Origin of the sequence: Gordonia aurantiaca, from assembly GCF_039939235.1 — a bacterium.
Lineage (GTDB): Bacteria > Actinomycetota > Actinomycetes > Mycobacteriales > Mycobacteriaceae > Gordonia.
The window spans coordinates 249,260-272,643 of the sequence record NZ_JBDUUF010000004.1 but is presented as its reverse complement, the minus strand read 5'-3'; the positions used below and the strand labels follow the sequence as shown (position 1 = coordinate 272,643).

19 protein-coding genes are annotated in these 23,384 nt (G+C 69.9%); 8 read left to right on the top strand and 11 right to left on the bottom strand.

What is annotated here, in order from left to right:
* Positions 1 to 43 precede the first annotated feature (43 nt).
* From ABFT43_RS10700 to glpX, 3 genes are all read right to left on the bottom strand, one after another.
* Positions 44 to 1,456 (bottom strand): class II fumarate hydratase, encoded by a 1,413-nt coding sequence (locus ABFT43_RS10700; RefSeq protein WP_347960331.1) that lies wholly within the window; start codon positions 1,454 to 1,456, stop codon positions 44 to 46.
* Between the two features lie 4 nt (positions 1,457 to 1,460).
* A complete protein-coding gene (locus ABFT43_RS10695; protein ID WP_347960330.1) occupies positions 1,461 to 3,152 on the bottom strand; it encodes a fumarate hydratase in 1,692 nt (563 codons plus the stop codon).
* Between the two features lie 110 nt (positions 3,153 to 3,262).
* Positions 3,263 to 4,255 carry a class II fructose-bisphosphatase gene (gene glpX / locus ABFT43_RS10690; RefSeq protein ID WP_347960329.1) on the bottom strand — a complete coding sequence of 331 codons (993 nt, stop codon included), beginning with the start codon at positions 4,253 to 4,255 and terminating at the stop codon, positions 3,263 to 3,265.
* Between the two features lie 105 nt (positions 4,256 to 4,360).
* Between glpX and ABFT43_RS10685 the strand changes: the two genes are divergently transcribed.
* On the top strand, positions 4,361 to 4,972 hold the full coding sequence (locus ABFT43_RS10685) for a DUF4245 domain-containing protein (RefSeq protein ID WP_347960328.1): 612 nt from the start codon (positions 4,361 to 4,363) through the stop codon (positions 4,970 to 4,972).
* 66 nt (positions 4,973 to 5,038) lie between these two features.
* Here the strand turns inward: ABFT43_RS10685 and ABFT43_RS10680 are convergent, their stop codons facing one another.
* From ABFT43_RS10680 to ABFT43_RS10670, 3 genes are read right to left on the bottom strand one after another with little or no spacing between them, the layout of a single operon-like run.
* Positions 5,039 to 5,308, bottom strand: coding sequence for an exodeoxyribonuclease VII small subunit (locus ABFT43_RS10680; RefSeq protein ID WP_347960327.1), 270 nt, complete (start codon positions 5,306 to 5,308; stop codon positions 5,039 to 5,041).
* Positions 5,305 to 6,573, bottom strand: coding sequence for an exodeoxyribonuclease VII large subunit (gene xseA, locus ABFT43_RS10675; protein ID WP_347960326.1), 1,269 nt, complete (start codon positions 6,571 to 6,573; stop codon positions 5,305 to 5,307). Before xseA ends, ABFT43_RS10680 begins: the two co-directional genes overlap by 4 nt.
* Positions 6,570 to 7,331: a lipid droplet-associated protein gene (locus tag ABFT43_RS10670; RefSeq protein WP_347960325.1), complete on the bottom strand. Its 762-nt coding sequence runs from the start codon at positions 7,329 to 7,331 to the stop codon at positions 6,570 to 6,572. The genes xseA and ABFT43_RS10670 overlap by 4 nt, the downstream gene beginning before the upstream one ends.
* A 52-nt stretch (positions 7,332 to 7,383) precedes the next feature.
* On the opposite strand from ABFT43_RS10670, the gene ABFT43_RS10665 reads away from it, so the two are divergent.
* Entirely contained in the window at positions 7,384 to 8,337 is a 954-nt protein-coding gene (locus tag ABFT43_RS10665) for a 4-hydroxy-3-methylbut-2-enyl diphosphate reductase (RefSeq protein WP_347960324.1), read from the top strand.
* A 38-nt stretch (positions 8,338 to 8,375) separates the two neighbouring features.
* Here ABFT43_RS10665 and mycP read toward each other — a convergent pair whose 3' ends face one another.
* Positions 8,376 to 9,764 (bottom strand): type VII secretion-associated serine protease mycosin, encoded by a 1,389-nt coding sequence (gene mycP, locus ABFT43_RS10660; RefSeq protein ID WP_347960323.1) that lies wholly within the window; start codon positions 9,762 to 9,764, stop codon positions 8,376 to 8,378.
* A complete protein-coding gene (gene eccD / locus ABFT43_RS10655) occupies positions 9,764 to 11,317 on the bottom strand; it encodes a type VII secretion integral membrane protein EccD (RefSeq protein WP_347960322.1) in 1,554 nt (517 codons plus the stop codon). The genes mycP and eccD overlap by 1 nt, the downstream gene beginning before the upstream one ends.
* 98 nt (positions 11,318 to 11,415) lie before the next feature.
* On the opposite strand from eccD, the gene eccCa reads away from it, so the two are divergent.
* The 6 genes from eccCa to ABFT43_RS10625 all read left to right on the top strand — a co-directional run bounded on the left by eccCa (position 11,416) and on the right by ABFT43_RS10625 (position 20,054).
* The gene (gene eccCa, locus ABFT43_RS10650) at positions 11,416 to 15,501 is read left to right on the top strand and encodes a type VII secretion protein EccCa (RefSeq protein WP_347960321.1); all 4,086 of its coding nucleotides are present in this window, start codon (positions 11,416 to 11,418) and stop codon (positions 15,499 to 15,501) included.
* Between the two features lie 13 nt (positions 15,502 to 15,514).
* Positions 15,515 to 16,825, top strand: a complete 1,311-nt coding sequence (locus ABFT43_RS10645) for a type VII secretion-associated protein (RefSeq protein ID WP_347960320.1) — start codon at positions 15,515 to 15,517, stop codon at positions 16,823 to 16,825.
* A gap of 214 nt (positions 16,826 to 17,039) precedes the next feature.
* Positions 17,040 to 17,483 (top strand): 50S ribosomal protein L13, encoded by a 444-nt coding sequence (gene rplM / locus ABFT43_RS10640; RefSeq protein ID WP_347960319.1) that lies wholly within the window; start codon positions 17,040 to 17,042, stop codon positions 17,481 to 17,483.
* Positions 17,480 to 18,004, top strand: coding sequence for a 30S ribosomal protein S9 (gene rpsI, locus ABFT43_RS10635; protein ID WP_347960318.1), 525 nt, complete (start codon positions 17,480 to 17,482; stop codon positions 18,002 to 18,004). Before rplM ends, rpsI begins: the two co-directional genes overlap by 4 nt.
* A 2-nt stretch (positions 18,005 to 18,006) precedes the next feature.
* Positions 18,007 to 19,350 carry a phosphoglucosamine mutase gene (gene glmM / locus ABFT43_RS10630; protein WP_347960317.1) on the top strand — a complete coding sequence of 448 codons (1,344 nt, stop codon included), beginning with the start codon at positions 18,007 to 18,009 and terminating at the stop codon, positions 19,348 to 19,350.
* Complete coding sequence (locus ABFT43_RS10625; protein WP_347960316.1) at positions 19,347 to 20,054, top strand: HAD family hydrolase; 708 nt, start codon at positions 19,347 to 19,349, stop codon at positions 20,052 to 20,054. The genes glmM and ABFT43_RS10625 overlap by 4 nt, the downstream gene beginning before the upstream one ends.
* Before the next feature lie 6 nt (positions 20,055 to 20,060).
* Here the strand turns inward: ABFT43_RS10625 and ABFT43_RS10620 are convergent, their stop codons facing one another.
* The 3 genes from ABFT43_RS10620 to ABFT43_RS10610 form a co-directional block, all read right to left on the bottom strand.
* Positions 20,061 to 20,813, bottom strand: coding sequence for an SDR family NAD(P)-dependent oxidoreductase (locus ABFT43_RS10620; RefSeq protein ID WP_347960315.1), 753 nt, complete (start codon positions 20,811 to 20,813; stop codon positions 20,061 to 20,063).
* 70 nt (positions 20,814 to 20,883) lie between these two features.
* A complete protein-coding gene (locus ABFT43_RS10615) occupies positions 20,884 to 22,170 on the bottom strand; it encodes an acyl-CoA dehydrogenase family protein (protein WP_347960314.1) in 1,287 nt (428 codons plus the stop codon).
* Between the two features lie 91 nt (positions 22,171 to 22,261).
* Positions 22,262 to 23,353, bottom strand: a complete 1,092-nt coding sequence (locus ABFT43_RS10610; RefSeq protein WP_457590135.1) for a phosphotransferase family protein — start codon at positions 23,351 to 23,353, stop codon at positions 22,262 to 22,264.
* Positions 23,354 to 23,384 lie beyond the last annotated feature (31 nt).

Below are 23,384 nucleotides of genomic sequence, written 5' to 3'. Positions count from 1 at the left end.
TCTGCCGGGGTCGGATCGTCCCGGCCCCGGCAGACGGTGTGGTTCAGCGTTCGCGATCCAGGTTGGCCATCTTGAGGACGTCGAGCCGCTCGTCGAGTTCGGCCTCGCTGAGCTTGTCGCCGACGAGACCGCGGTCGATCACCGTCTGACGGATCGTCTTGCCCTCCGCGAGCGCCTGCTTCGCGACCGCGGCCGCCTCCTCGTAACCGATGGCCGAGTTCAGCGGGGTGACGATCGACGGCGAGCTCTCGGCGAGGGTGCGCAACCGCTCGACGTTGGCCTTCAGGCCGACGATGCACTTGTCCGCGAACAGGCGGGACACGTTGGCCAGCAACGTGATCGACTCGAGCACGTTGCGGGCCATCATCGGGATGTAGACGTTGAGCTCGAACGCGCCGTTGCCGCCACCCCAGGTGACCGCCGCGTCGTTGCCGATCACCTGCGCCGCGACCTGTGTGACCGCTTCGGGCAGAACGGGATTGACCTTGCCCGGCATGATCGAGCTGCCCGGCTGGAGGTCGGGGAGCAGGATCTCGCCCAGACCGGTCAGCGGCCCCGACCCCATCCACCGGACGTCGTTGGCGATCTTGGTCAGCGACACCGCGACCGTCTTGAGCTGACCGGACAGCTCGACGAGTCCGTCGCGGGCGGCCTGCGCCTCGAAGTTGTCCTTCGCCAGCCGCAACTCGGTGACCCCGGTCAGCCTGACCAGTTCCTCGACCACCTTCGAACCGAACCCGGGCGGGGCGTTGAGGCCGGTGCCGACCGCGGTACCGCCGATGGGCAGCTCACCCACGCGCGGCAGGGTGGCGGTGACCCGTTCGATGGCCGCCTCCATCTGGCGCGCGTAGCCGGAGAACTCCTGGCCGAGGGTCACCGGCACCGCGTCCATCAGATGCGTGCGGCCGCTCTTGACCACCTCGCGCCACTCGACCGCCTTGTCCGCCAACGCCTTACGGAGATGCTCCAGTGCCGGGACGAGGTTGTCGACGACCGCCTCCGTCGCGGCCACGTGGGTTGCGGTGGGGAACGTGTCGTTCGACGACTGCGACATGTTGACGTGATCGTTGGGATGCACGTCGACACCCTCGGCCTTCGCCAGCGAGGCGATGACCTCGTTGGCGTTCATGTTCGAGCTGGTGCCCGAACCGGTCTGGAACACGTCGATCGGGAACTGGTCGTCGTGGCGGCCCTCGGCGATCTGCGCGGCGGCGGCCATGATCGCGTCCGCGCGTTCGGCGTCGAGCAGCCCGAGATCCTTGTTGACCTTGGCGCAGGCCTGCTTCAGCAGACCCAGCGCGCGGATCTGCGTCCGCTCGAGCGGGCGGAAACTGATCGGGAAGTTCTCCACCGCGCGCTGCGTCTGCGCTCGCCACAGGGCATCGACGGGGACTCGCACCTCTCCCATCGTGTCGTGTTCGATGCGGAACTCGTGCTTGCCCTGTGGCTCGGCCATCGGTCTACTCCTTTGATCGGATCCTTATGCCGGAGAGCGGGACGCTGACGGTACCGCTCGGGTCGGTGAAGAAGTCGTTGCCCTTGTCGTCAACAACGATGAAGGCCGGGAAATTCTCCACCTCGATCTTCCAGACTGCCTCCATACCGAGTTCGGGGTACTCGAGGACCTCCTGGCTCTTGATGCAGTCGAGGGCCAGACGTGCGGCCGGACCACCGATGGAACCGAGGTAGAAGCCACCGTGCTTCTGGCACGCCTCGGTGACCTGCTTGGACCGGTTGCCCTTGGCCAGCATGATCATCGAGCCGCCGGCGGCCTGGAACTGGTCGACGTAGGAGTCCATGCGGCCCGCGGTCGTCGGACCGAAGGAGCCGGACGCCATACCCTCCGGGGTCTTGGCCGGGCCCGCGTAGTAGACGGGGTGGTTGCGCATGTAGTCCGGCATCGGCTCGCCGGCGTCGAGGCGCTCCTTGATCTTGGCGTGTGCGATGTCACGTGCCACCACCAGCGGACCGGTCAGCGACAGACGGGTCTTGACGGGGTACTGCGACAGCTGCGCGAGGATCTCCGGCATCGGACGGTTCAGGTCGACCTCGACCACCTCGCCGCCGGCGATGTCCTCGGCGACACCCGCGGCCGGCATGTACTTCGCCGGGTCGGTCTCGAGCTGCTCGAGGAACACGCCCTCCGGGGTGATCTTGCCGAGTGCCTGACGGTCGGCCGAGCAGGAGACCGCGATGGCCACCGGGCACGATGCGCCGTGGCGCGGCAGACGCACTACCCGGACGTCGTGGCAGAAGTACTTGCCGCCGAACTGGGCGCCGATGCCGAAGGACTGGGTCAGCTTGAAGACCTCTTCCTCGAGCTCGAGGTCGCGGAAACCGTGCGCCGACATCGAGCCCTCGGTGGGCAGGTTGTCGAGATAGTGCGCCGACGCGTACTTGGCGGTCTTGAGCGCGAATTCGGCGGAGGTGCCGCCGATCACGACGGCCAGGTGGTACGGCGGGCAGGCCGCGGTGCCCAACGAGCGGATCTTCTCGTCCAGGAACTTCAGGATCGACTTCGGGTTGAGGATCGCCTTGGTCTCCTGGAACAGGAACGACTTGTTGGCGCTGCCGCCGCCCTTGGCCATGAAGAGGAACTTGTACTCCGGTCCCTTGGGGCCCTGCGCGGTGGAGTAGATCTCCACCTGGGCCGGAAGATTGGTGCCGGTGTTCTTCTCTTCGTAGGTCGTCAGCGGAGCGAGCTGTGAGTAGCGCAGGTTGAGCTGGGTGTAGGCGTCGTAGACACCCTTCGAGATGACCTCGGCGTCGTCGACGCCGGTCAGCACGCCCTCGCTCTTCTTGCCCATCACGATCGCCGTGCCGGTGTCCTGGCACATCGGCAGCACGCCGCCGGCGGAGATGTTGACGTTCTTGAGCAGGTCGAGTGCGACGAAGCGGTCATTGCCCGACGCCTCGGGGTCGTCGATGATCTTGCGCAGCTGGGCGAGGTGCGCGGGACGCAGGAAGTGACTGATGTCGTGCATCGCCTCCGCGGTGAGCCTGCGGATGGCCTCCGGCTCCACCTTGAGGAAGGTCTGGCCACCGAGCTCGAAGGTCGACACACCCTCGGTGGTGATCAGACGGTACGGGGTCTCGTCGGGCCCGATGGGCAGCAGATCGGAGTAGAGAAACTCGGGGGCTGGTTTGCTCACGGACCGTATCGTATCCCTCGCGTGAAAAGGCCCCACGCCATAGGTGACCCCACTCGTGAGGTGGGTCACTGCTGGTGGCGCGGGGCCTTCGAGCGTCGGTTGCGGGGTGCTCAGTACTTGATGCCGGCGTAGCCGCGCAGCTTCTCGGGACGGTGTACCGACTCGATGCGGCGCACGGTGCCCGACTTCGAGCGCATGACGAGCGAACGGGTGGTCGCGCCGTTCGGGCGGTAGGTCACACCGCGCAGCATGTCGCCGTTGGTCACGCCGGTCGCGCAGAAGAAGCAGTTCTCGCCGCGGACGAGGTCGTCGGTGGTCAGCGCGCGGTCGAGGTCGTGGCCGGCGTCGATGGCCTTCTGTCGCTCTTCGTCGTTGCGGGGCCACAGCTTGCCCTGGATCTCGCCGCCCATGCACTTCATCGCGACGGCCGCGATGATGCCCTCGGGGGTGCCGCCGATGCCCATCAGCATGTCCACGGTGGAGTAGTCGTCGGCCGCGGCGACCGCGCCCGCGACGTCGCCGTCGGAGATGAGGCGGATCTTGGCGCCGGCGGCGCGGATCTCGGAGATGAGGTCGGCGTGGCGGGGACGGTCGAGGATCACGACGGTCAGGTCGGAGACGTCGATGCCCTTGGCCCTGGCCACCGAGTTGATGTTCCACTCGACCGAGGCGTTGATGTCGATGGCGCCCTTGGCCTCCGGGCCGACGGCGATCTTCTCCATGTAGAACACAGCGGACGGGTCGTACATGGTGCCGCGCTCGCTGACGGCGATGACCGAGATGGAGTTCGGGCGGCCCTCGGCCATCAGGGTGGTGCCGTCGATCGGGTCGACGGCGACGTCGCACTCGGGGCCCTCGCCGTTGCCGACCTCCTCGCCGTTGAACAGCATCGGGGCCTCGTCCTTCTCGCCCTCGCCGATCACCACGACGCCGCGCATCGAGACGGTGGAGAGGAGCTGACGCATGGCGTCGACCGCCGCGCCGTCGCCGGAGTTCTTGTCACCGCGCCCCACCCAGCGGCCGGCGGCGAGCGCCGCGGCCTCGGTCACTCGGACCAACTCCATCGCGAGATTGCGATCGGGCGCTTGGTGGCTTGCAGTCATGGGCTTGCACTCCTCATGGACGTCGTGGCGGTGATCTCAGACAACATCCTTGCATGTCATACCGGCCGTTCGGCGACTGACCCTGTGGGTGCGATACTCGGCGGCATGGCAGACAAACCGCGCATTCTCATCAACGGCAAGGACATGTTCTGGACCATGGTGCCGTTGCTCGCGCTCGTCGCTCTGGTGGCGATCGCGTCCGGGAATTGCTCGGTGGGTGTCGATCAGGAGCCCTCGGCGGACAAGGTCGCGGAGTTCAACGTCAAGGCGGCGCTCGAGGCCGATGCGCGGGAGATGCCCTTCCCGGTCCGCATGCCGCCGACGCCGGAGGGTTGGAAGGCGAACTCCGGCTCGTCGCCTGCGATCGAGGGGCATCGGGTCAGTACCGTCGGCTGGCTGTCTGCGAGTGGCGCCTACGTCCAGCTCAGCCAGACCGACGCCCCAGAGGACGTGCTGGTCACCTATCTGGCGGGTGACGACACGACCCTCAACGATCTCACCGCGACCGGCACGCGCGACCTCGCCGGCCACAAGTGGGTGACCTATGAGACGGCCGGGGACAAGCGCTTCTGGATCACCGATCTGGGCGACGTGCGCATCGGCGTGCTGACGCGGGGCCCGGTCTCCGACATCGAGACGATCGGTGCGTCGGTGGTCGAGCAGAGGCCGTTGCCCAAGCCGTCGGCGACGCCGGGTTCGCCGTCGGGAACCCGCTGACGTCTGCGTTCGGGGCGTTCCGGTCCGGTCGTTCCGGTTCGGTCGTTCTGGGTCGGTCGGTCCGGGTCAGTCGTCGTCTTCGTCGTCGGCCGACTTCTGCGCGATGACGGATTCGATGCGTTCGCGGGCGCCGCGCAGGTGTTCCTCGCAGCGGGCGGCGAGTGCTTCGCCGCGTTCCCACAACGCCAGTGACGTGTCGAGATCGAGGCCGCCGTGCTCGAGCGTGCCGACGATCTCGGCGAGTTCGTCGCGGGCCTGTTCGTAGCCGAGTTCGGCCACGGGGGTGAACTGCGCAGTGTCGAGGTCGTTGTCGAACTGGTCGCCTTCGTCGCTCATGACTCTCCTGGGATGTCGTGGGGTGTCGATGCCGGTTCCTCTCGGGCGGTCACCGTCGCGCGGGCGGCGCCGTCGGCGACGCGGATGCGCAACTGTGCGCCCACCGGCAGGTCGTCGAGGCCGCCGACCACATGGGTGACGTCGGTGTCGGTGCGTTGCACCACGGCGTAGCCGCGGGCGAGCGTCTGTGCCGGGCCCAGCGTCGACAGCCGGGCCGCGAGGTGTTCGTGGTGTCGCTCCTCGGCGTCGATGTGGCGCAGCACATCTCGGCGCAGCGCCCGTCGAAGCTCGGCGACGTGACGCTCCCCGGCGTCGACGAGGATCTCCGGCCGGGCGAGGACGGGCCGGCGTCGCAGGGACTCGACGACCGCCGACTCCCGGCGGACCCAGTTGCGCAGCGCCTGCGCGCTGCGACGGCGGAGTTCGGCGATTCCGGCGAGCTCGGCCTCCACGTCGGGCACCACGCGCTTGGCCGCGTCGGTGGGGGTGGCGGCGCGCAGATCGGCGACGAGATCGAGCAGCGGGTTGTCGGGCTCGTGCCCGATCGCGCTGACCACCGGAGTCGTGCAGCGGGCCACCGCGCGCAGCAGCGCCTCGTCGGAGAACGGCAGCAGGTCCTCGACGCTCCCGCCGCCGCGGGCGATGATGATCACCTCGACGTCGGGGTGGGCGTCGAGTTCGGCGAGATGCGTGAGGATGCGCGCCACCGCGGTCGGGCCCTGGACCGGCGCCTCCCGGATGTCGAAACGTACCGCCGACCAGCGCTGGGTGGCGACGCTCACCACATCCCGCTGGGCGGCACTGGCGCGGCCGCTGATCAGGCCGATGGTGCGGGGCAGGAACGGCAACGTCCGCTTGAGCCGCGGATCGAACAGGCCCTCCGCGGCCAGGAGCTGCCGCAGCCGCTCGATCCGCAGCAGCAGTTCGCCGATCCCGACCGGGCGGATGTCGCTGATCCGCAACGAAACGGTGCCCCGGCCGGTGTAGAAGCTCGGCCGTCCGAGCACCACGACGTGACTGCCGTCGTGCAGCGGAACCTCCGTGCGCGCCAACAGATCCGGGCTACAGGTCACCGAGATCGAGATGTCCGCGGCCGGGTCGCGCAGCGTCATGAACGCGGTGCGGGTACCCGGGCGGCGGCTGATCTGGGTGATCTGGCCCTCCACCCAGATCTGGCCGAGCCGGTGAATCCAGTCGGCGATCTTGGTGTTGACCGTCCGGACCGGCCACGGGTTCTCGGCCGAATTCGGCGAGGACCCGCTCACGCCTCGGAGGAGCGCTTGTTCTGCGAGGCGATCCTGTTCTCGAGCATCGTCACGAACGGTGCGCGGCCGCGGTTGGCCTTCTCGTACTCCACCAGCGCCTCGAGGTCGTCGACGCCGACCGAACGCAGGCGCGCCCGCAGCTGGGCGAGGGTGAGGGTGTCGTAGTCGATGAGTTCGACGATCTCCGGCGCAGAGCCGTTCGCCGACGCGGCCTTCGCCCCGGCCGGGGTGGCCTTCTTCTCGGCCTTCTCGACGACCTCCTCGGGTGCCGAGCTGTAGAGCGCGAATCGGCCGACGTCCGCCCGCGGCGGCGCGGCGAGCTCGGCGTCGGTGGCCTCGGCGTCGACCTCGGCGGGCTCGACCGTGTCGGAGGCGGCTTCGGCCTCCCCGTCGGACTTCGCCTCGGACTCCGTGTCGGCGGCCGCGGCGACCTCGTCGTCGATGGTGGTGGGCGAGTGCTTGGTGATCGGCGCGTCCGCGGCCAGGTGTGCGTCGGTGTCCGGGCCCGGGGTCTCGTCCTCGTCGAAGACGGCCCATTCGGGCTGCTCGCTGGGCTTCTCGAAGAGCATCTCCAGGGCGGCGTCGCCCTTGATGGCGAGTTCGGCGATGTTCTGCTGGGCCCGCATGCCCGCCTGCAGGGTCTGGCTGATGGCCGTCATGGGCAAGGTGATGAGGAGAGACGGCAGCTTCCGGGTCTCCTCGATGGCGGTGACGATCAGACCTGCGGCGATACGGGCCGGATAGGGTGCGCGATCCATGCCAACACTCTGCCATCACGGGCACCCTTCTGTAACCCGTACCCTTGGAGACATGTCTGAGACCAAGCGTGTCCTGCTCGCCGAACCCCGCGGCTACTGCGCGGGCGTCGACCGTGCGGTGGAGACGGTCGAGCGTGCCCTGGACAAGCACGGCGCCCCCGTCTACGTCCGCAAGGAGATCGTGCACAACAGGCACGTGGTCGAGACCCTGGCCGAACGCGGTGCGATCTTCGTGAGCGAGACCGACGAGGTGCCCGAGGGCGCCATCGTCGTGTTCAGCGCCCACGGGGTCTCGCCGCAGGTCCACGCGTCCGCGGCCGAGCGCAACCTCAAGACCATCGACGCGACCTGCCCGCTGGTGACCAAGGTGCACCAGGAGGCCAAGCGTTTCGCGCGTGACGACTACGACATCCTGCTGATCGGCCACGAGGGGCACGAGGAGGTCGAGGGCACCGCGGGTGAGGCGCCCGAGCACATCCAGCTCGTCGACGGACCCGACGCGGTCGACGGCGTGACCGTGCGCGACCCGTCGAAGGTCATCTGGCTGTCGCAGACCACGTTGTCGGTCGACGAGACCATGGAGACCGTCAAGCGCTTGCGGGAACGCTTCCCGGAGTTGGCCGATCCGCCGAGCGACGACATCTGCTACGCCACGCAGAACCGGCAGGTCGCGGTGAAGGCGATGGCCCCGAACTGCGATCTCGTCATCGTCGTCGGGTCCAAGAACTCGTCCAACTCGGTGCGCCTGGTCGAGGTCGCGCTGCAGGCCGGCGCCAAGGCCGGACACCTCGTCGACTACGCCCGCGAGATCGACGACGCCTGGCTCGAGGGTGTCACCACCGTCGGCGTGACCTCCGGCGCGTCGGTGCCCGAGGTCCTGGTCCGCGGTGTCCTCGACTGGCTGGCCGAGCGCGGCTATGACACCGTCGAGACGGTCAACACCGCCAACGAGACGCTGACCTTCGCCCTGCCGCGCGAGCTGCGGCCCGCGCGCACCGCCCGCTGAGCGGCCCGTGTGCACCGCCCGCTGAGCGGCGTCGTCCCCTAGAACTCGTCCGGGTCGAGCTTGCGCACCCTCCGGTGCGGCAGCGCGATCGCGAGCACGGCGGCGATCACCGCGATGCTCACACCGGTCCCGGCGATCGCGACATTGCGCGCGGTGTGATCCGGCGGTGTCCGGGGCGGGGGAGCGGCGATCGGGGCCGACTGCGCCCGCGGCCCGTTCTCTGTCGGGATCTCCGCGGTCAGCGCGGCCACCGGGTCCACGACGCCGTGGCCGACCTTCTGGTCATGGCCGTCTCCCGGCGCATGCGCGGTCGCGATGATCCGGTCCATCACCTGCCGCGCCGAGAGTTCGGGGAACCGCGACCGGACGAGTGCCGCGGTGCCGGCGACGAACGGGGCCGCGAAGCTGGTGCCGTTCAACGGGGCCGCGCCGTCCTCGCCGCGCTGCGCGGAGACGAGGCGGCTGGACCCGCGTCGGTTGTCGAGGCTGACGATCTCGGTGCCCGGGGCTGCCACACTCACCCACGGTCCGTGCAGGCTGGAGGCGCTGGGGGCGCCGGTCTCGGTGTCGATCGCCCCGACGGTGAGCACGTAGGGCGCGTACCAGGCGGGCGTCGCGAAGGTTCCCACCGAGGCCCAGCTCGCCGGGTCCCCGCCCGCGGGCTCCGGGTTCTGGTTCTGGCAGTTGGCCGGGGTGTTGCCGGCCGCGACCACGACGACGACGTCGCGGTCGTAGGCATAACGGACCGCCGCGCCGAGCGCCGGATCGTCGAGCTCGTCGGGGTCGGTCGCACAGGCGACCAGTGAGATGTTGATCACGGTCGCGCCGAGGTCGACCGCGCGAACGATCGCGTGCGCCATGGTGCGGACCGTCCCGTAGCCGGAACCCACCTTCGGACGGTCGTCGGCGCGCTTGGTGTTCTTCGCCTTGAACACCGCGCTGTGCTGGCGGATGGAGATGATCGACGCGGCGGGGGCCACGCCGGCGAAACCGTCCGAGTCGGCGGGGCGTCCGGCGATGATCCCGGCGACCATGGTGCCGTGCGCGTCGCAGTCGTCGAGGCCGGTGCCGTTCGAGACGTAGTCCCCGCCGGCGATCACCTTCCCCAGCCGCGGATGCGGGGTGACGCCGGTGTCGATGACGGCCACCTTCTGCCCGCTGCCGCGACTGAACCGCCATGCCTGGTCGAGATTCATCATCTCCTGTGCCGGAGAGGGTTTCGCGGTGCCCCGGGTCAGCGCCGTCTCGGTGCACAGGAAACCCTGCTCGGTGGGTTCCGGCGGTGCGACCGGTGCGGAACGGATGAGCGCGCCGGGGTTGATCCGCGGCGGGGTCGCCGCCGACGCGGGGCCGGCCGACAGGCCGAGCAGCGAGGCGGCGAGGGCGACGGCCACCGGCGCTGCGAACCGGGAACGGGCCCGGGACATCAGATCTCCCGGACGATGCGGTACAGGTCGAGCAGCCACAACAGCAGCGGCACGATGAGTGCGACGAGGATGTACTCGCCGATCTCGGCCCAGCGCCGCATGACGGGGGAGAAGTCCTGGTGCGGTGCAACCACTCCGAGGACAAGTGCCGCGATCATGACCACGATGCCGAGGGTGAATCCGATGGCGGGCCAACGGTCGTCGCCGAAGGCGAGACCGGTCAGCAGCGTGATCACCACGAGCGAGCCGCCGACGATGAGGATCGCCGCCTGGAACAGGTCGCTGTGCGATCGCCCGCGCAGGCACAGCACCACGCCGATGATTGCGGCGTAGGCCGCGTTCTTCCACTCGAACCCGGCCAGCGGGGCCGCGGTCAGCACGGCGGCCACCGCGGTGACGGCCGTCAGGCCGGCGACGATACCGGTGAGGTATGCGTTGGCAAGGTACGAACGCCGTTCGAGCGCATCGGCTTTCGGCAGCGCGGTGGCGCCGATCGCGCCGATGCCCTCGATCGACGGGGTGGGTTCGATGTCGGCGACGTCGATGGCGGCGCCCGCGGTCGGGACGGGCGGCAGCGGCAGCTTGGCGAGCAGGATCGTCACCCGGGGCGCGAGACCGATGAGCAGCAGGCCGACGGCGGCCACCACCGCCGCGACGTCGGACGCCGAGGTGTCGACGAGCAGGCGGGAGCCGCAGCCGAGCGCGCCGAGGACCGCGGCGCTGGTCACCGCGCTGTGGGCGGTGGCGCCGACCGCGGTGAGCCGGTAGGTGAGCACGGCGGTGACGAGGACGAACGCGAAGCCGAGCGTGAGATGCGCTGCGCCATAGGATTCCGGCGTCAGGATCATGCCCGTCACGAAGGCCATCGGGGTCGCGCAGACGGACAATATCGTCGAGCTCAGGTCGTCCCGGTAGTAGCGGGCGACGATCGTGGTGGCGGTGACCAGGCCCATCACGGCGAGGCCCGACAGCGCGGCGAGCCAGAGCGCGCCGGAGTCGTAACGGGCCGCGGCGAGCGAGGCCGCGCCCGCGACGGATGCGATCAGGGCCAGCGCGTAGCCGACGTATCGGGCCGAGACGGCGGTCCATCCGGTGAACTGGGACTCGTTGAGGCGGGCGACCGCGTCGACCACGTCGTCGAAGAGCACCGGCGACTCGCCGGTCCGCACCGACGTCAGCAGGAGGAGGTCGCCGTCGCGGATGCCCGACTCCGACAGGGAACGGTGCAGGGGGAGCGGATCCTGCCCGACGAGGGCGAGGGTCCAGCGATTCTGCCGGTCGTGCGGCCGGCCGCCGGAACGCGGATCGGCGTCGGGGTCGTCGGGATCGTGCCGCGACGGGTTGCGCGACTCGATCTGGGCGACGAGATCGCCGATCAGCCCGGCGATCGGGATGCCGGCCGGCAGGCCGACGTCGAGTTGGGTGTTGCCGCCGAGCACGGACACGCGCACGAGCTGCGGCTCGATGGCGGTGTCTGCGGACCGGCGGTCACCGGTGGTGGCCTCCACAGCGGGCGACGGGAATCCCGGCGCGAATCCGTCCACAGGTGGCATCAGGTCAATCCTCCCCCAGGGTTGTCCCGCTAACATAGCCAATTCGGGCGGCCTCGACCGCCGGGGGATACACAGCTCGAGGGGTCAGGGGGAGTCGAGTGGTCACGACCACCGAGGGTTTCGTGCGTCGGCCACGCATCACGCCGCCCCGGATGCCCGGCGGCGAGGTCAACATCCAGGCGCCACCGGACGTTCCTCGTGTCGTGCCGGGGAACCTGCTGGTCAAACTGTTACCGGTGGTGATGATCGTCGCCGTCGTCGGCATGATCGCGCTGATGATGGTCACCGGCGGCCGCAACATCCTGACCAATCCGCTGTTCATGATGTTCCCGCTGATGATGCTCATGTCGATGTTCGGCATGTTCGCCGCCGGGGGTCGCGGGGGCGGCAAGCGCGCCGCCGAGCTCAACGAGGAGCGCAAGGACTACTTCCGCTACCTGGGGCAGCTGCGCGGGCAGGTCATCGACACCGTCGAGAACCAGCGCGCGGCGCGCACCTGGAGCCACCCCGACCCGCATGCCCTGCTCGACGTGATCGGCAGCCGGCGTATGTGGGAGCGCAGGCCCGTCGACAGCGATTTCGCCCATGTCCGCGTGGGTGTCGGCGTCCAGCGGCTCGCGACGCGGCTGATGCCGCCGGAGACCGGGCCGCTCGAGGACATCGAACCGGTGTCGATGGTGGCGCTGCGCCGCTTCGTGCGCACCCACTCCGCGGTGTACAGCCTGCCGCGGTCGATCTCGCTTCGCGGATTCCCGGCGATCAACATCGAGGGTGCTCGTCAGGAGACCCGTGAGCTGGTGCGGTCGATGCTCGTCGAGCTCGCCGTGTTCCACGGGCCCGACCACCTGCTCATCGGGATCGTCACCGGCGATCCCGCGGGGGAGGCCTGGGACTGGGCGAAATGGCTTCCGCACGTTGGCCATCCGACGCTGCGCGACGGCATCGGCCCGATGCGGATGATCTACCCGACGCTCGCCGACCTGGAGAACTCGCTCGCCTCCGACCTTCTCGAACGCGGACGCTTCAGCCGCTCGGCACCGCCCAACGGAAACCGTGCGCACCTCGTGATCGTCATCGACGACGGATATGTCGCCGGCGACGAGCGCGTCCTGAGTTCCTCCGGCATGGAGGGCGTGACCGTCCTCGACCTCACCGCCCCACCGGATGGTCTCGCCGCCCGCCGCGGGTTGCAGCTGGTGGTGCGGAACTCGAAGGTGTCGGCGCGCAGCGCCTCCGGGGTGGAGGAGTTCGCCGACATGGACTCGCTGAGCATCCCGGAGGCGGAGGCCGTCGCCAGGCGGATGGCCCGCTATCGGCCGGCGACCGCGGCGACGCTCGCCAACCTCGAATCCGAGGCCACCTCAGCCGATCCCGGGCTCCCCGCACTGCTCGGCATCGAGGACGCCGCACTCTTCGACCCCGCGACGGCCTGGCGCGGGCGCACCGGGCGCGACCGCCTGCGGGTGCCGATCGGGTACACGCCCAGCGGGACGCCCGTCGAACTCGACATCAAGGAGAGCGCGCATGGCGGCATGGGCCCCCACGGCCTGTGCATCGGCGCCACCGGCTCGGGCAAGTCGGAGTTCCTGCGCACCCTGGTCACCGCGATGCTCGCGACCCATTCGCCGTCCGAGCTGAACCTGGTCCTCGTCGACTTCAAGGGCGGCGCCACGTTCCTCGGTCTCGAGTCGGCGCCGCACGTCGCGGCCATCATCACCAACCTCGAGCAGGAGCTGGCGATGGTCGACCGCATGAAGGACGCGCTGTCCGGTGAGATGAACCGCCGGCAGGAGGTGCTGCGCGCCGCAGGCAACTACGCGAACGTCGCCGACTACGAACGGGCACGTGCCTCCGGGGTGCGCCTCGAACCGATGCCCGCGCTGTTCATCGTCGTCGACGAGTTCTCCGAACTGCTCGCGCAGAAGCCGGATTTCGCCGAGCTGTTCGTCGCCATCGGCCGTCTGGGCCGGTCGCTGCACATCCACCTCCTGCTGGCGTCGCAGCGCCTCGAGGAGGGCAAGCTTCGCGGCCTCGACTCGCACCTGTCCTACCGTATCGGTCTGAAGACGTTCTCCGCCAACGAGTCCCGCTCGGTGCTCGGTGTCCCGGACGCCTACCACCTGCCGAGCGTGCCCGGCTCGGCCTACCTCAAATGCGACTCCGACGACCCGGTGCGCTTCAACACCTCCTACGTCTCGGGCCCCTATCACTCGCCGACGGTGACCGAGGAGTCCGAGACCCTCGGCACGTCGTCGATGCCGCGGCTCGGGAAGCTCAAGGTCTTCACCGCGCTGCCGGCCCCGCTCGACGAGGGGTCCCCGCGTTCGCTGCTCGACCGGGCGGAGAGCCTGCTCGACGAGGAGCCGCCCGCGCCGGAGGCCATGCCGGAGACCGACTTCGAGCCGGCGTCGGTGTCGGTGCCGACGCTGATGGAGACCATCGTCTCCCGCATCGAGGGCGCCGGGCCGCCGGCGCACAGGGTGTGGCTCGAGCCGCTCGAGGACTCGCCGACCGTGCAAGACCTCGTGGGACAGCGCGATTGGACCCAGCCGACGGTCCCCGGCAACCTCGCGCTGCCCATCGGCTGGGTGGACCGCCCGTACGACCAGCGGCGCGACCCGCTGATGATCGACCTGTCCGGCGCCGCGGGCAACGTCGCCGTGGTCGGCGGACCGCAGTCGGGCAAGTCCACCACGCTGCGCACGATCATGATGGCGATGGCGGCGACACACACGCCCGAGCAGGTGCAGTTCTACTGCCTGGACTTCGGCGGAGGCAGCCTCGCGGGCATGGCCGGCCTGCCGCATGTGGGTTCGGTCGCGTCCCGTGGCGACATGGACGCGGTGCGGCGCACCGTGGCCGAGGTCGCGACGATCGTCAGGTCGCGCGAGATGGAATTCGCCCGCCTCGGCCTGGAGTCGATGCGCGACTACCGGGCCCGCCGGGCGGAGTGGTTCGCCGGCGGCAGGGTCGCGCCCGACGATCCGCTCGTCGCCGACCGTTTCGGTGACGTGTTCCTCGTTCTCGACGGAATCGGCGTCCTGCGCAACGAACTCGAGGCGATCGAGGAACACTTCACCACCATCGCCGCGCAGGGCCTGTCCTTCGGCGTGCACGTCATCGTCAGCGCGACACGCTGGGCGGAGATCCGGCCGGCCGTGCGCGACCTGCTCGGCACCCGCATCGAATTGCGCCTCGGCGATCCGACCGACTCGGAGATGAGCCGTCGCGCCGCCGCGGGCGTCCCGCAGAACCGTCCCGGACGCGGTCTCACCCCCGACGAGCTCCACATGCTCGTCGCGCTGCCGCGCCTCGACGACGTCGGCAGCGCCGAGACGCTGCCCGCGGGAGTCGCGGCGTCGGTGGAGAAACTGGTGGCCGCCTACCCGGGTCGCGCGGCGATGCCGGTCCGCAAGCTCAGCACCGAGATCACCCACGAGGCGGTGCAGACCGCGCTCGCGAACGCCGGGATCACCCTCGCGCCCAACCAGGTCGCGATCGGCGTGGGCGAGCAGGAACTGGCCCCCGTGGTCCTCGACTTCACCACGCAGCCGCACTTCATGGCCTTCGCGGACGTCGAGCACGGCAAGACCAACCTGCTGCGCACGATCGTGACCGGACTCGTGGCGGGCGGCACCCCGGACCAGGTCCGCATCGTGTTCGTCGACTATCGGCGCACGATGCTCGGCATCATCGACGGCGACCACCTCGCCGGATATGCGAGCTCCCCGGACCGCGCGGCGACCCTGATGGACCAGCTCGCCGCCTACCTCAAGACCCGGATGCCCCCGGAGGACGTCACCGTCGCCCAGTTGAAGGAGCGCAGCTGGCTGGCCGGACAGCCGGAGATCTACCTCGTCGTCGACGACTACGACATGGTCGCCACCGCGTCGGGCAACCCGCTGATGCCGATCGTCGACCTCGCCTCGCACGCCCGCGACATCGGTCTGCACATCGTGCTGGCCCGACGCTCGGGCGGTCTCGGCCGGGCCCTGTTCGACCCGCTCATCGCACGACTGAAGGATCTGTCGTCGGACATGCTGCTGATGAGCGGCGACCGAGACGAGGGCTTCATCACCGGCCGCAGCCGCCTGCAGCGTCTCGTTCCGGGCCGCGGTGAGCTCGTGTCCCGCGTGCGGCCCCAGGAGATGATCCAGGTCGCCCTGGCGCCGACGACCGAGTAGCGGCGGTGGGGCGATGGGTGACGCAGGGGTGATCCGGCCGACGGTCGTCGACCTCGCGTACGGCCGGGTGCGGGTCTTCGACCCGGTCACCGGCCCGGACGCACCCGATCGGGACGTGCGGGCGATCCTCGAGGCCGTCGACGAAACGACCGTCGTCCTCGACGGTCGCCGCCTCCACATCCGGCAGGCGTGGCAGCAGGTGTTCGCCGAGTGGGGGCTGCCCGCCCCCGGCGAGTCGTCCGCCCGTCCGCTCGTCGTCGGTCATCCCAGCACGTGGGGACCGCGACGGGCATCGTGCCTGGCCGAGGTCGCCGGCGGCCGGGTCCCGCTCGCCCTGGTCCCCCGGGCCCTCCTGGTCGCGCGCAGTCACGCCGACATCACCGTGCAGTGCTGCGCCGTCGTGGAGACCACCCATGTGCCGGCGCCGCCCACGGACCCGGCACCCCCCGCCCGGCGGTTCTGGCCGGTCCAGATCCTCCGGCGACGTCCCGAGGGGTGGGTCGTCGAGCGGTGCGGGCTCGTCGAGGGTGACGCGACCGGTGACGTCGAGGGCATGGAGATCATCGACGACACCGTCGAGGCGGTGTACGTCGACGGGGAGGGGCCCGCCGAGGTCGCCGCCGCGGTCGAGGCGGTCGCCGCGCATGCCGTCGCCGGACGCGTGGTCCCCGTCGACCGTGCCCTCGTCGTGCGCCTCGGACACCGCACCGGTGGCGTGGCCGACGACGCGACCCCGGTCGTCGGCGAGCCTGCCGCGGCGCCGGCGCCCGCCTCGGCGTGGCGCGACCGGCACACGCTGGTGGCCGCGGCGGTCCTGGCGGTGCTGGTCCTCGCCGGTGCGCTGGCGGTGGGGTGGTGGCAGCGCGGGGGTGAATCCGCCACGACCACGGAGGTCGCCGTCGGGCGGGCCACCCTGACGGTGCCCGGGGACTGGCGACGGACCGGGCAGGACACCCCGAGCGACGACACCGACGACCCGACCACCTCCCGCACGGTGTTCGTGTCCCAGGCCGACGGCCGCCGGATCATCGCCGTCCTTACCGAGGTGCGGAGCGGCTCGACCCTGCAGAGCGTCGCCGCCAGCCTCCGCAACCGCATCGAACAGCGCGGCGACGACGTGGTCACCGAGTTCTCGGCGTCGACCCGCTACGCCGGCCGCGAGGTCATCAGCTACCGGGAGGCGCCGGCGTCGGGCAGCGCCATACGCTGGTACGTGATCGTCGACGACGGCCTGCAGGTGTCGATCGGATGCCAGGCCGGCTCCGCGGCGGAATCGGTGGACGACGAATGCGCGCGGGCCGTCCGTTCGTTGCGGGTGGACTGACCCGGCGGGTCCGCCTGGGTGTCCTGGTCGGGCGTTTTGACCCTGACCTGCACGGTCGCGTAACCTGGATCGCTGGTGCACGGCGCCTGGGGTACACGTGTGTTCGCATGTGTTCTCCCGGGCAGCAGAGGCCCGGGTCCCCACTGGTCGCCGGGAACCACCTCGGCCGTGAGCGCCGGACCAGCATCCACAAGACAAGAGTTGAGGACCAACTGTGCCTACCTACACCCCGAAGGCCGGTGACATCACGCGTACGTGGCATGTCATCGACGCCGAAGACGTGGTGCTCGGCCGGCTGGCCGTGCAGGCCGCGAACCTGCTGCGCGGCAAGCACAAGCCGACCTACGCCCCGCATGTCGACGGTGGCGACTTCGTCATCATCGTCAATGCCGAGAAGGTCGCGCTGACCAGCAACAAGGCCGAGCGCAAGCTGAACTACACCCACTCGGGGCACCCCGGTGGGCTCAAGTCCCGCACCACCGCCGAGCTCCTCGAGACCTTCCCCGAGCGCGTCATCGAGAAGGCCGTCAAGGGCATGCTGCCCTCGAACAAGCTCGGTCGCGCGATGGCCTCGAAGCTGAAGGTCTACGCAGGCCCGAACCATCCGCACGCGGCCCAGCGCCCCGTTCCCTTCGAGATCAAGCAGGTGGCCCAGTGACCAACGAGAACATCAACGAGGCCGTGGAGGCCGTCGAGGAAGCTGTCGTCGAGGTCGCCGAGGCCGTCGAGGCCGCTGCCGACGATTACGAGACCGCTGTCGCGGTCGAAGAGGTTCGCGAGCCGGTCGTCATCGACCGCCCGATCCAGACCGTCGGTCGCCGCAAGGAAGCCGTCGTCCGCGTGCGCCTGCTGCCGGGTACCGGCCAGTTCAACCTGAACGGCCGCACCCTGGAGGACTACTTCCCCAACAAGGTGCACCAGCAGCTGATCAAGGCCCCGCTGGTCACCGTCGATCGCACCGAGTCGTTCGACATCTACGCCAAGCTCGTCGGCGGCGGCCCCTCGGGCCAGGCCGGCGCGCTGCGGCTCGCCATCGCTCGTGCCCTCATCGAGGTCACCCCGGAGGATCGCCCCGCCCTGAAGAAGGCCGGCTTCCTGACCCGTGACCCGCGTGCGGTCGAGCGCAAGAAGTACGGCCTCAAGAAGGCACGCAAGGCGTCGCAGTACTCCAAGCGCTGATCTTGGCACGCCTTTTCGGAACCGACGGCGTCCGAGGCCTGGCCAACGCAGAGCTCACCCCAGAGCTCGCGTTGCGCCTGGCCTCGGCCGCCGCGGTCGTTTTCGAGGACCTCGCTCCCGATGCGACGCGCCGTCCGCGTGCGGTCGTCGGCCGGGACCCGCGCGCTTCCGGCGAGATGCTGGAGGCAGCCGTGTGTGCGGGACTGGCCGCCACCGGCGTCGACGCCATCCGTGTCGGGACCGTGCCGACCCCTGCGGTCGCCTACCTGACCGCGGACTACCACGCCGACTTCGGCGTGATGATCTCGGCGTCGCACAATCCCATGCCGGACAACGGCATCAAGTTCTTCTCCGCCGGCGGGCACAAGCTCGACGACGAGATCGAGGACCGCATCGAGGCGGCGATGGACGACGACTTCGTCCGTCCCATCGGTGCGGCGGTCGGACGGGTGATCGACGCGCCGGACGCGGGGGACCGCTACCGCCGTCACCTCGCCGAGGCGATCGACGAGCGGCTCGACGGCCTGACCGTCGTCGTGGACTGCGCGCACGGCGCCGCGTCGGAGCTGGCGCCGCTGGCCTACGCCGACGCCGGTGCGAACGTCATCACGATCCACGCCGAGCCGGACGGTCTCAACATCAACGACGACTGCGGCTCCACCCACATGGGCAAGCTGCAGGCGGCCGTGCTCGAGCACGGCGCCGACCTCGGCCTCGCCCACGACGGAGACGCAGATCGTTGTCTCGCAGTCGATTCCACCGGCGCGATCGTCGACGGCGACGCCATCATGGCGATCCTCGCGACCTCGCTCGCCGCGAAGGGAAGGCTCAACGACAACGTCCTGGTCGCGACCGTGATGAGCAACCTCGGTCTGCACATCGCCATGCGCGAGGCCGGGATCACCGTCCGCACCACTGCGGTCGGTGACCGGTATGTGCTCGAGGAACTGCGCCGCGGCGGATACTCGCTCGGCGGCGAGCAGTCCGGGCACATCGTGGTCCCCGGTGTCGGCACGACCGGCGATGGGATTCTCACCGGCCTGTTGCTGATGGCACGGATGGCCGCGACCCGATCGCGCCTGGCCGACCTTGCCGGCATCGTGACGGTGTTGCCGCAGGAACTCATCAACGTGCGGGTCGCCGACAAGCACGCCGTCGCCGAGTCCCCGGCGGTCCGGGAGGCCGTGGCCGCCGCCGAGGCCGAGCTGGGTGACACGGGACGGGTTCTGTTGCGTCCCTCCGGAACCGAACAGCTGGTGCGTGTCATGGTCGAGGCGGCCACCGCCGAACAGGCCGACGAGATCGCCCGTCGACTGGCCGGCGTCGTCGAGGCCGCCGGCGCATGACGGCCGTCGATCGCGCTGTCCTGTTCGACTTCTCGGGCACCCTGTTCCGCTTCGAACCCCGTGACGAATGGTTCGCCGACCTCCGCGACGACGCGGGGGAGCCGATCGGGCCCGAGCGGCAGGACGACATCATCCGCCGCATGGTCGCGCCGGTCGGCACCCCGGACGGCATCGAGGGTGACGACCGGATCGCGTGGGAGCGCAGGGATCTCGAGCCCGTACTGCACCGCCGGGGTTACCTGGCGCTGTTGCGCACGCTCGGCCTGAGCGATCCCGCGCACGCCAACTCGCTCTACGACCGGGTCCTCGATCCCGAGTCGTGGGTGCCGTTCGGCGACACCGTCGAAGTGCTGCACAGACTCTCGGCGGCGGGCGTCCCGATCGGCATCGTGAGCAACATCGCCTTCGACCTGCGCAAGGTGCTCGCCCTGCACGGGGTTGACCACCTCGTGCACGCGTATGCGCTCTCCTACGAGGTCGGGGCGATCAAACCCGACCCGCAGATCTTCACCGCCGCCCTCGATCCGATCGGCGTGCCCGCCGAACAGGTGCTCATGGTCGGCGACAGCGAGAAGGCCGACGGCGGTGCACGCGCGCTCGGGTGTTCCTTCGCGCAGGTGCACGACGTGCCGCCGGTCCATCGGCCGACCGCGCTGCTCGAGGCCGTGACCTCGCACGGCATCGAACTGGGCGACCGGATCTGACTCCGCTCAGAAGTTGCCCTTCGCGGCCCAGCCGCCGTCGACCGGGTAGATCTCCCCGGTCAGGAAGTCGCCCTCACGCATGAGGTAGGCGACCATCGAGGCGATCTCGGCCGGACGTCCCAGCCGGCGGATGATGTGCGCGTTGGCGTTCGCCTCCCGCATCTCGTCGGTGATGTCGGCCAGGATCGGGGTGTCGATGGTGCCCGGCGCGATCGCGTTGATCAGGATGTTGTGCGGGCCGTACTCGAAGGCGGCCTGCTTGGTCAGGCCGATGACGCCGCCCTTCGCCGCCGAGTACGACGCCAGGTTCGGCAGGCCGCGCAGTGCGGCCATCGACGAGATGTTCACGATGCGGCCGCCGCCGTTCGAGATCATCCCCGGGATGACCGCCCGCATGCCGAGCCACACGCCCTTGAGGTCGGTGCCGATGACGTTGTCCCAGGCCTCCTCGGTGAGGCCGACGACGGTGTCCTCGCTGATCATGTTGACCACGCCCGCGACGTTGGCGAGGCAGTCGATCGCGCCGCGCGACGCGGTGATCTTCTCCACCGCGGCCGCCCAGTCGTCGGCCACCCGGACGTCGAGGCGCACCGCCTCGGCCGAGCCGCCGGCCTCGGAGATCTCCTTGAGCGTGGCCTCGCAGTCCTGGATGTCGGCGGCCACGACGTGTGCGCCGTCGGCGGCCAGCCGGACGGCCGTGGCTTGGCCGATGCCCTGCGCGGCACCGGTGACGATCGCTGTCTTTCCCTTCAGAGACATGGCTCCTCGCTTCCTGACGGTGTTGGGGGTTGGGGGATTCTCTCGAGGGTCGTCGAGAGCACGTGGGGCATCAGGGCTGGTCGGCCAGCAGGTCGGCGAAGCGTCGCTGCGCGGCCTCCCGACGGGTGGGGATGTGCTCGCTCGGACGGTTGTCGGCCGGGGGTGCGTAGGCCTTGAGGTACTGGCGGGCGACGCTGTCGCGGTGGACCTCGTCCGGGCCGTCGTAGAGTCGGGCGGCGCGGGCCGCGCGATACATGGACTCCAGCGGCAGGTCGGCGCTGTAACCCAGCGAGCCGTGGACCTGCACGGCGCGGTCGATGACGTTGTGGAGGATCTTGGCGCCGAAGAACTTGATGAGCGCGATGTCCTTGCGGGCGGCCGCCGTTCCCTCCTCGTCGATGCGCCACGCCGCGTGCAGGGTCATCAGGCGCAACGCCTGGATCTCCGCAGCCGAGTCGGCGATGAAATTGCGGATCGTCTGCTTGTCGGCGAGCACCGACCCGTGCGCAAAGCGGTAGGTGGCGCGCTCGCACATCATGTCGAAGGCGCGGTTGGCCTGCCCGATCCAGCGCATGCAGTGGTGAATCCGGCCGGGGCCCAGGCGCTTCTGGGCGACGAGGAAGCCGTCACCGCGGCCGCCGAGCATCGCCGAGTCGTCCACGCGGACGTCGCGCAGCAGCACCTCGCAGTGCGACCCATAGGTGTGCGGCCGCGGCCGCGGGTTCTCGATGGACCCGATGTCGCGGACCACCTCGAGGCCCGGTGCGTCGATGGGGACGATGAACTGCGAGGTGCGACGGTGCCGGTCGGCGTCGGGATCGGTGACGGCGACGACGATCATGAAGTCGGCGGTGGCCGCGTTGCTGATGAACCACTTGTGGCCGTTGATGACCCACTGATCGCCGTCGCGGACGGCGGTGGTGGTGAGTTTGGTGGGGTCGGCGCCGGCGTTGTCCGGCTCGGTCAGCGCGAACGACGAATAGTACTCACCGGCGAGCAGCGGATCGAGCCAGCGGCGCTTCTGCTCGTCGGTCCCGTAGGCGGCGAGGATCTCGGCGTTGCCGGAATCCGGCGCCTGGCAACCGAAGACGAGGGGACCGTACGGGCTGGCGCCCAGGATCTCCTGCATCAGGCCGAGTTTCACCTGACCGTAGCCCTGGCCGCCGAGCTCGGGGTCGAGGTGGGCCGCCCAGAGGTCATTGGCCTTGACCTCCTGCTGCAGCGGTGCGATCGCCTTGCGCAACTGATCCCAGTCGAGGTCGAGGGTCTCGAGGGGGAAGATCTCGGCGCTGACGAAATCCTTCATCCAGTCCAGCTTCTTCTGGAACTCGGGCTCGGTGGAGAAATCCCAGGCCATTGATGGTGCTCCGTTTCTACTGTGGGGTCTCGCGGGGTGGGACCGGAGGTGGGAAGTGGAAAAGCATCGGCGAGTGCCGGAGGGACTGTGCTCAGCAAGCGGAGATGACCTGCCGGGCGCGGTCGAACAGCCCCACCGCGTACCGGTGCAGGCGGTCGCCCACCGCGCGCGGCGCCTTGCCGTCGCACGAGCGGGCGTAGGTGCCCTCCAGGATGATGCCGAGCTTGAATGCCGCCATCACCGTGTACCAGTCCAGGGCACCGAGATCGCGATCGGACCGCTGCGCGTACCGGTCGACGATCGCCGCCCTGCCCGGCAGGTCACCGGCGCGACCGAGTGCGCTCTCGTACAGGTCGGCCTGACGTGGCTCGTTGGGCCAGATCGCCAGCAGCACACCGAGATCCAGCAGCGGATCGCCGATGGTCGCCATCTCCCAGTCGACGATCGCCGCGACCTTCGGCACGTGATGGTCGTAGAGGACGTTCGCGACGTGGTAGTCGCCGTGCATGAGCCCGGGCCGGAAGCCGGCGGGGCGGTGGTCGTCGAGCCAGCCGGCGATCCGGTCGAGGTCGTCGAAGGTGCCGCCGGGGTATCCCGGTGTGGCGGCGTAACGTTCGTATTCGGCCAGCCACCGGGGGACCTGCCGTTCCAGGAATCCCTCGGGCCTGCCGAAGTCGTCGAGGCCGATCGCCGAATGGTCGACGGCGGCGAGGCCGGCGAGCGCGTCGACGAGAGCGAAGCCCATGGCTCGTCGCCCCTCGGCGGACGCCGCGTACGGCGCGGGAAGCCCGTCGGCGGCGTTGAAGCCGTCCACCGGCTCCATCAGGTAGAAGGTCGCCCCCAGCACGTCGGGGTCGGGGGTGCCGGCGATGAACCGCGGATGCGCGACATCGGTGGCGCCGAGCGCCGACAGCAACCGCATCTCGCGTGCGATGGCGGCGTTCGAGCCGGGCCGCAGGTGTCGCGGGCCGCGCCGCAACACGTATCGCCGCCCACCGCGGTCGACGATGAGCATGATGTTCTGCGTGCCACCGGGCAACGGGGTCAGCTCGACGTCCCCGCCGGGCAGCCCCTGCTCGTCCATCCAGGCGGTGAGTGCCGCCACATCGACCGGCGGGGCATCGGCTGGTGGGGCGTCGTCCTGCGCACCCGCGGGCGCGTGAGGGATCGTGCTGCGTGCCATGTGTCGAACCTATGGCGATCGTGGTCCGGCG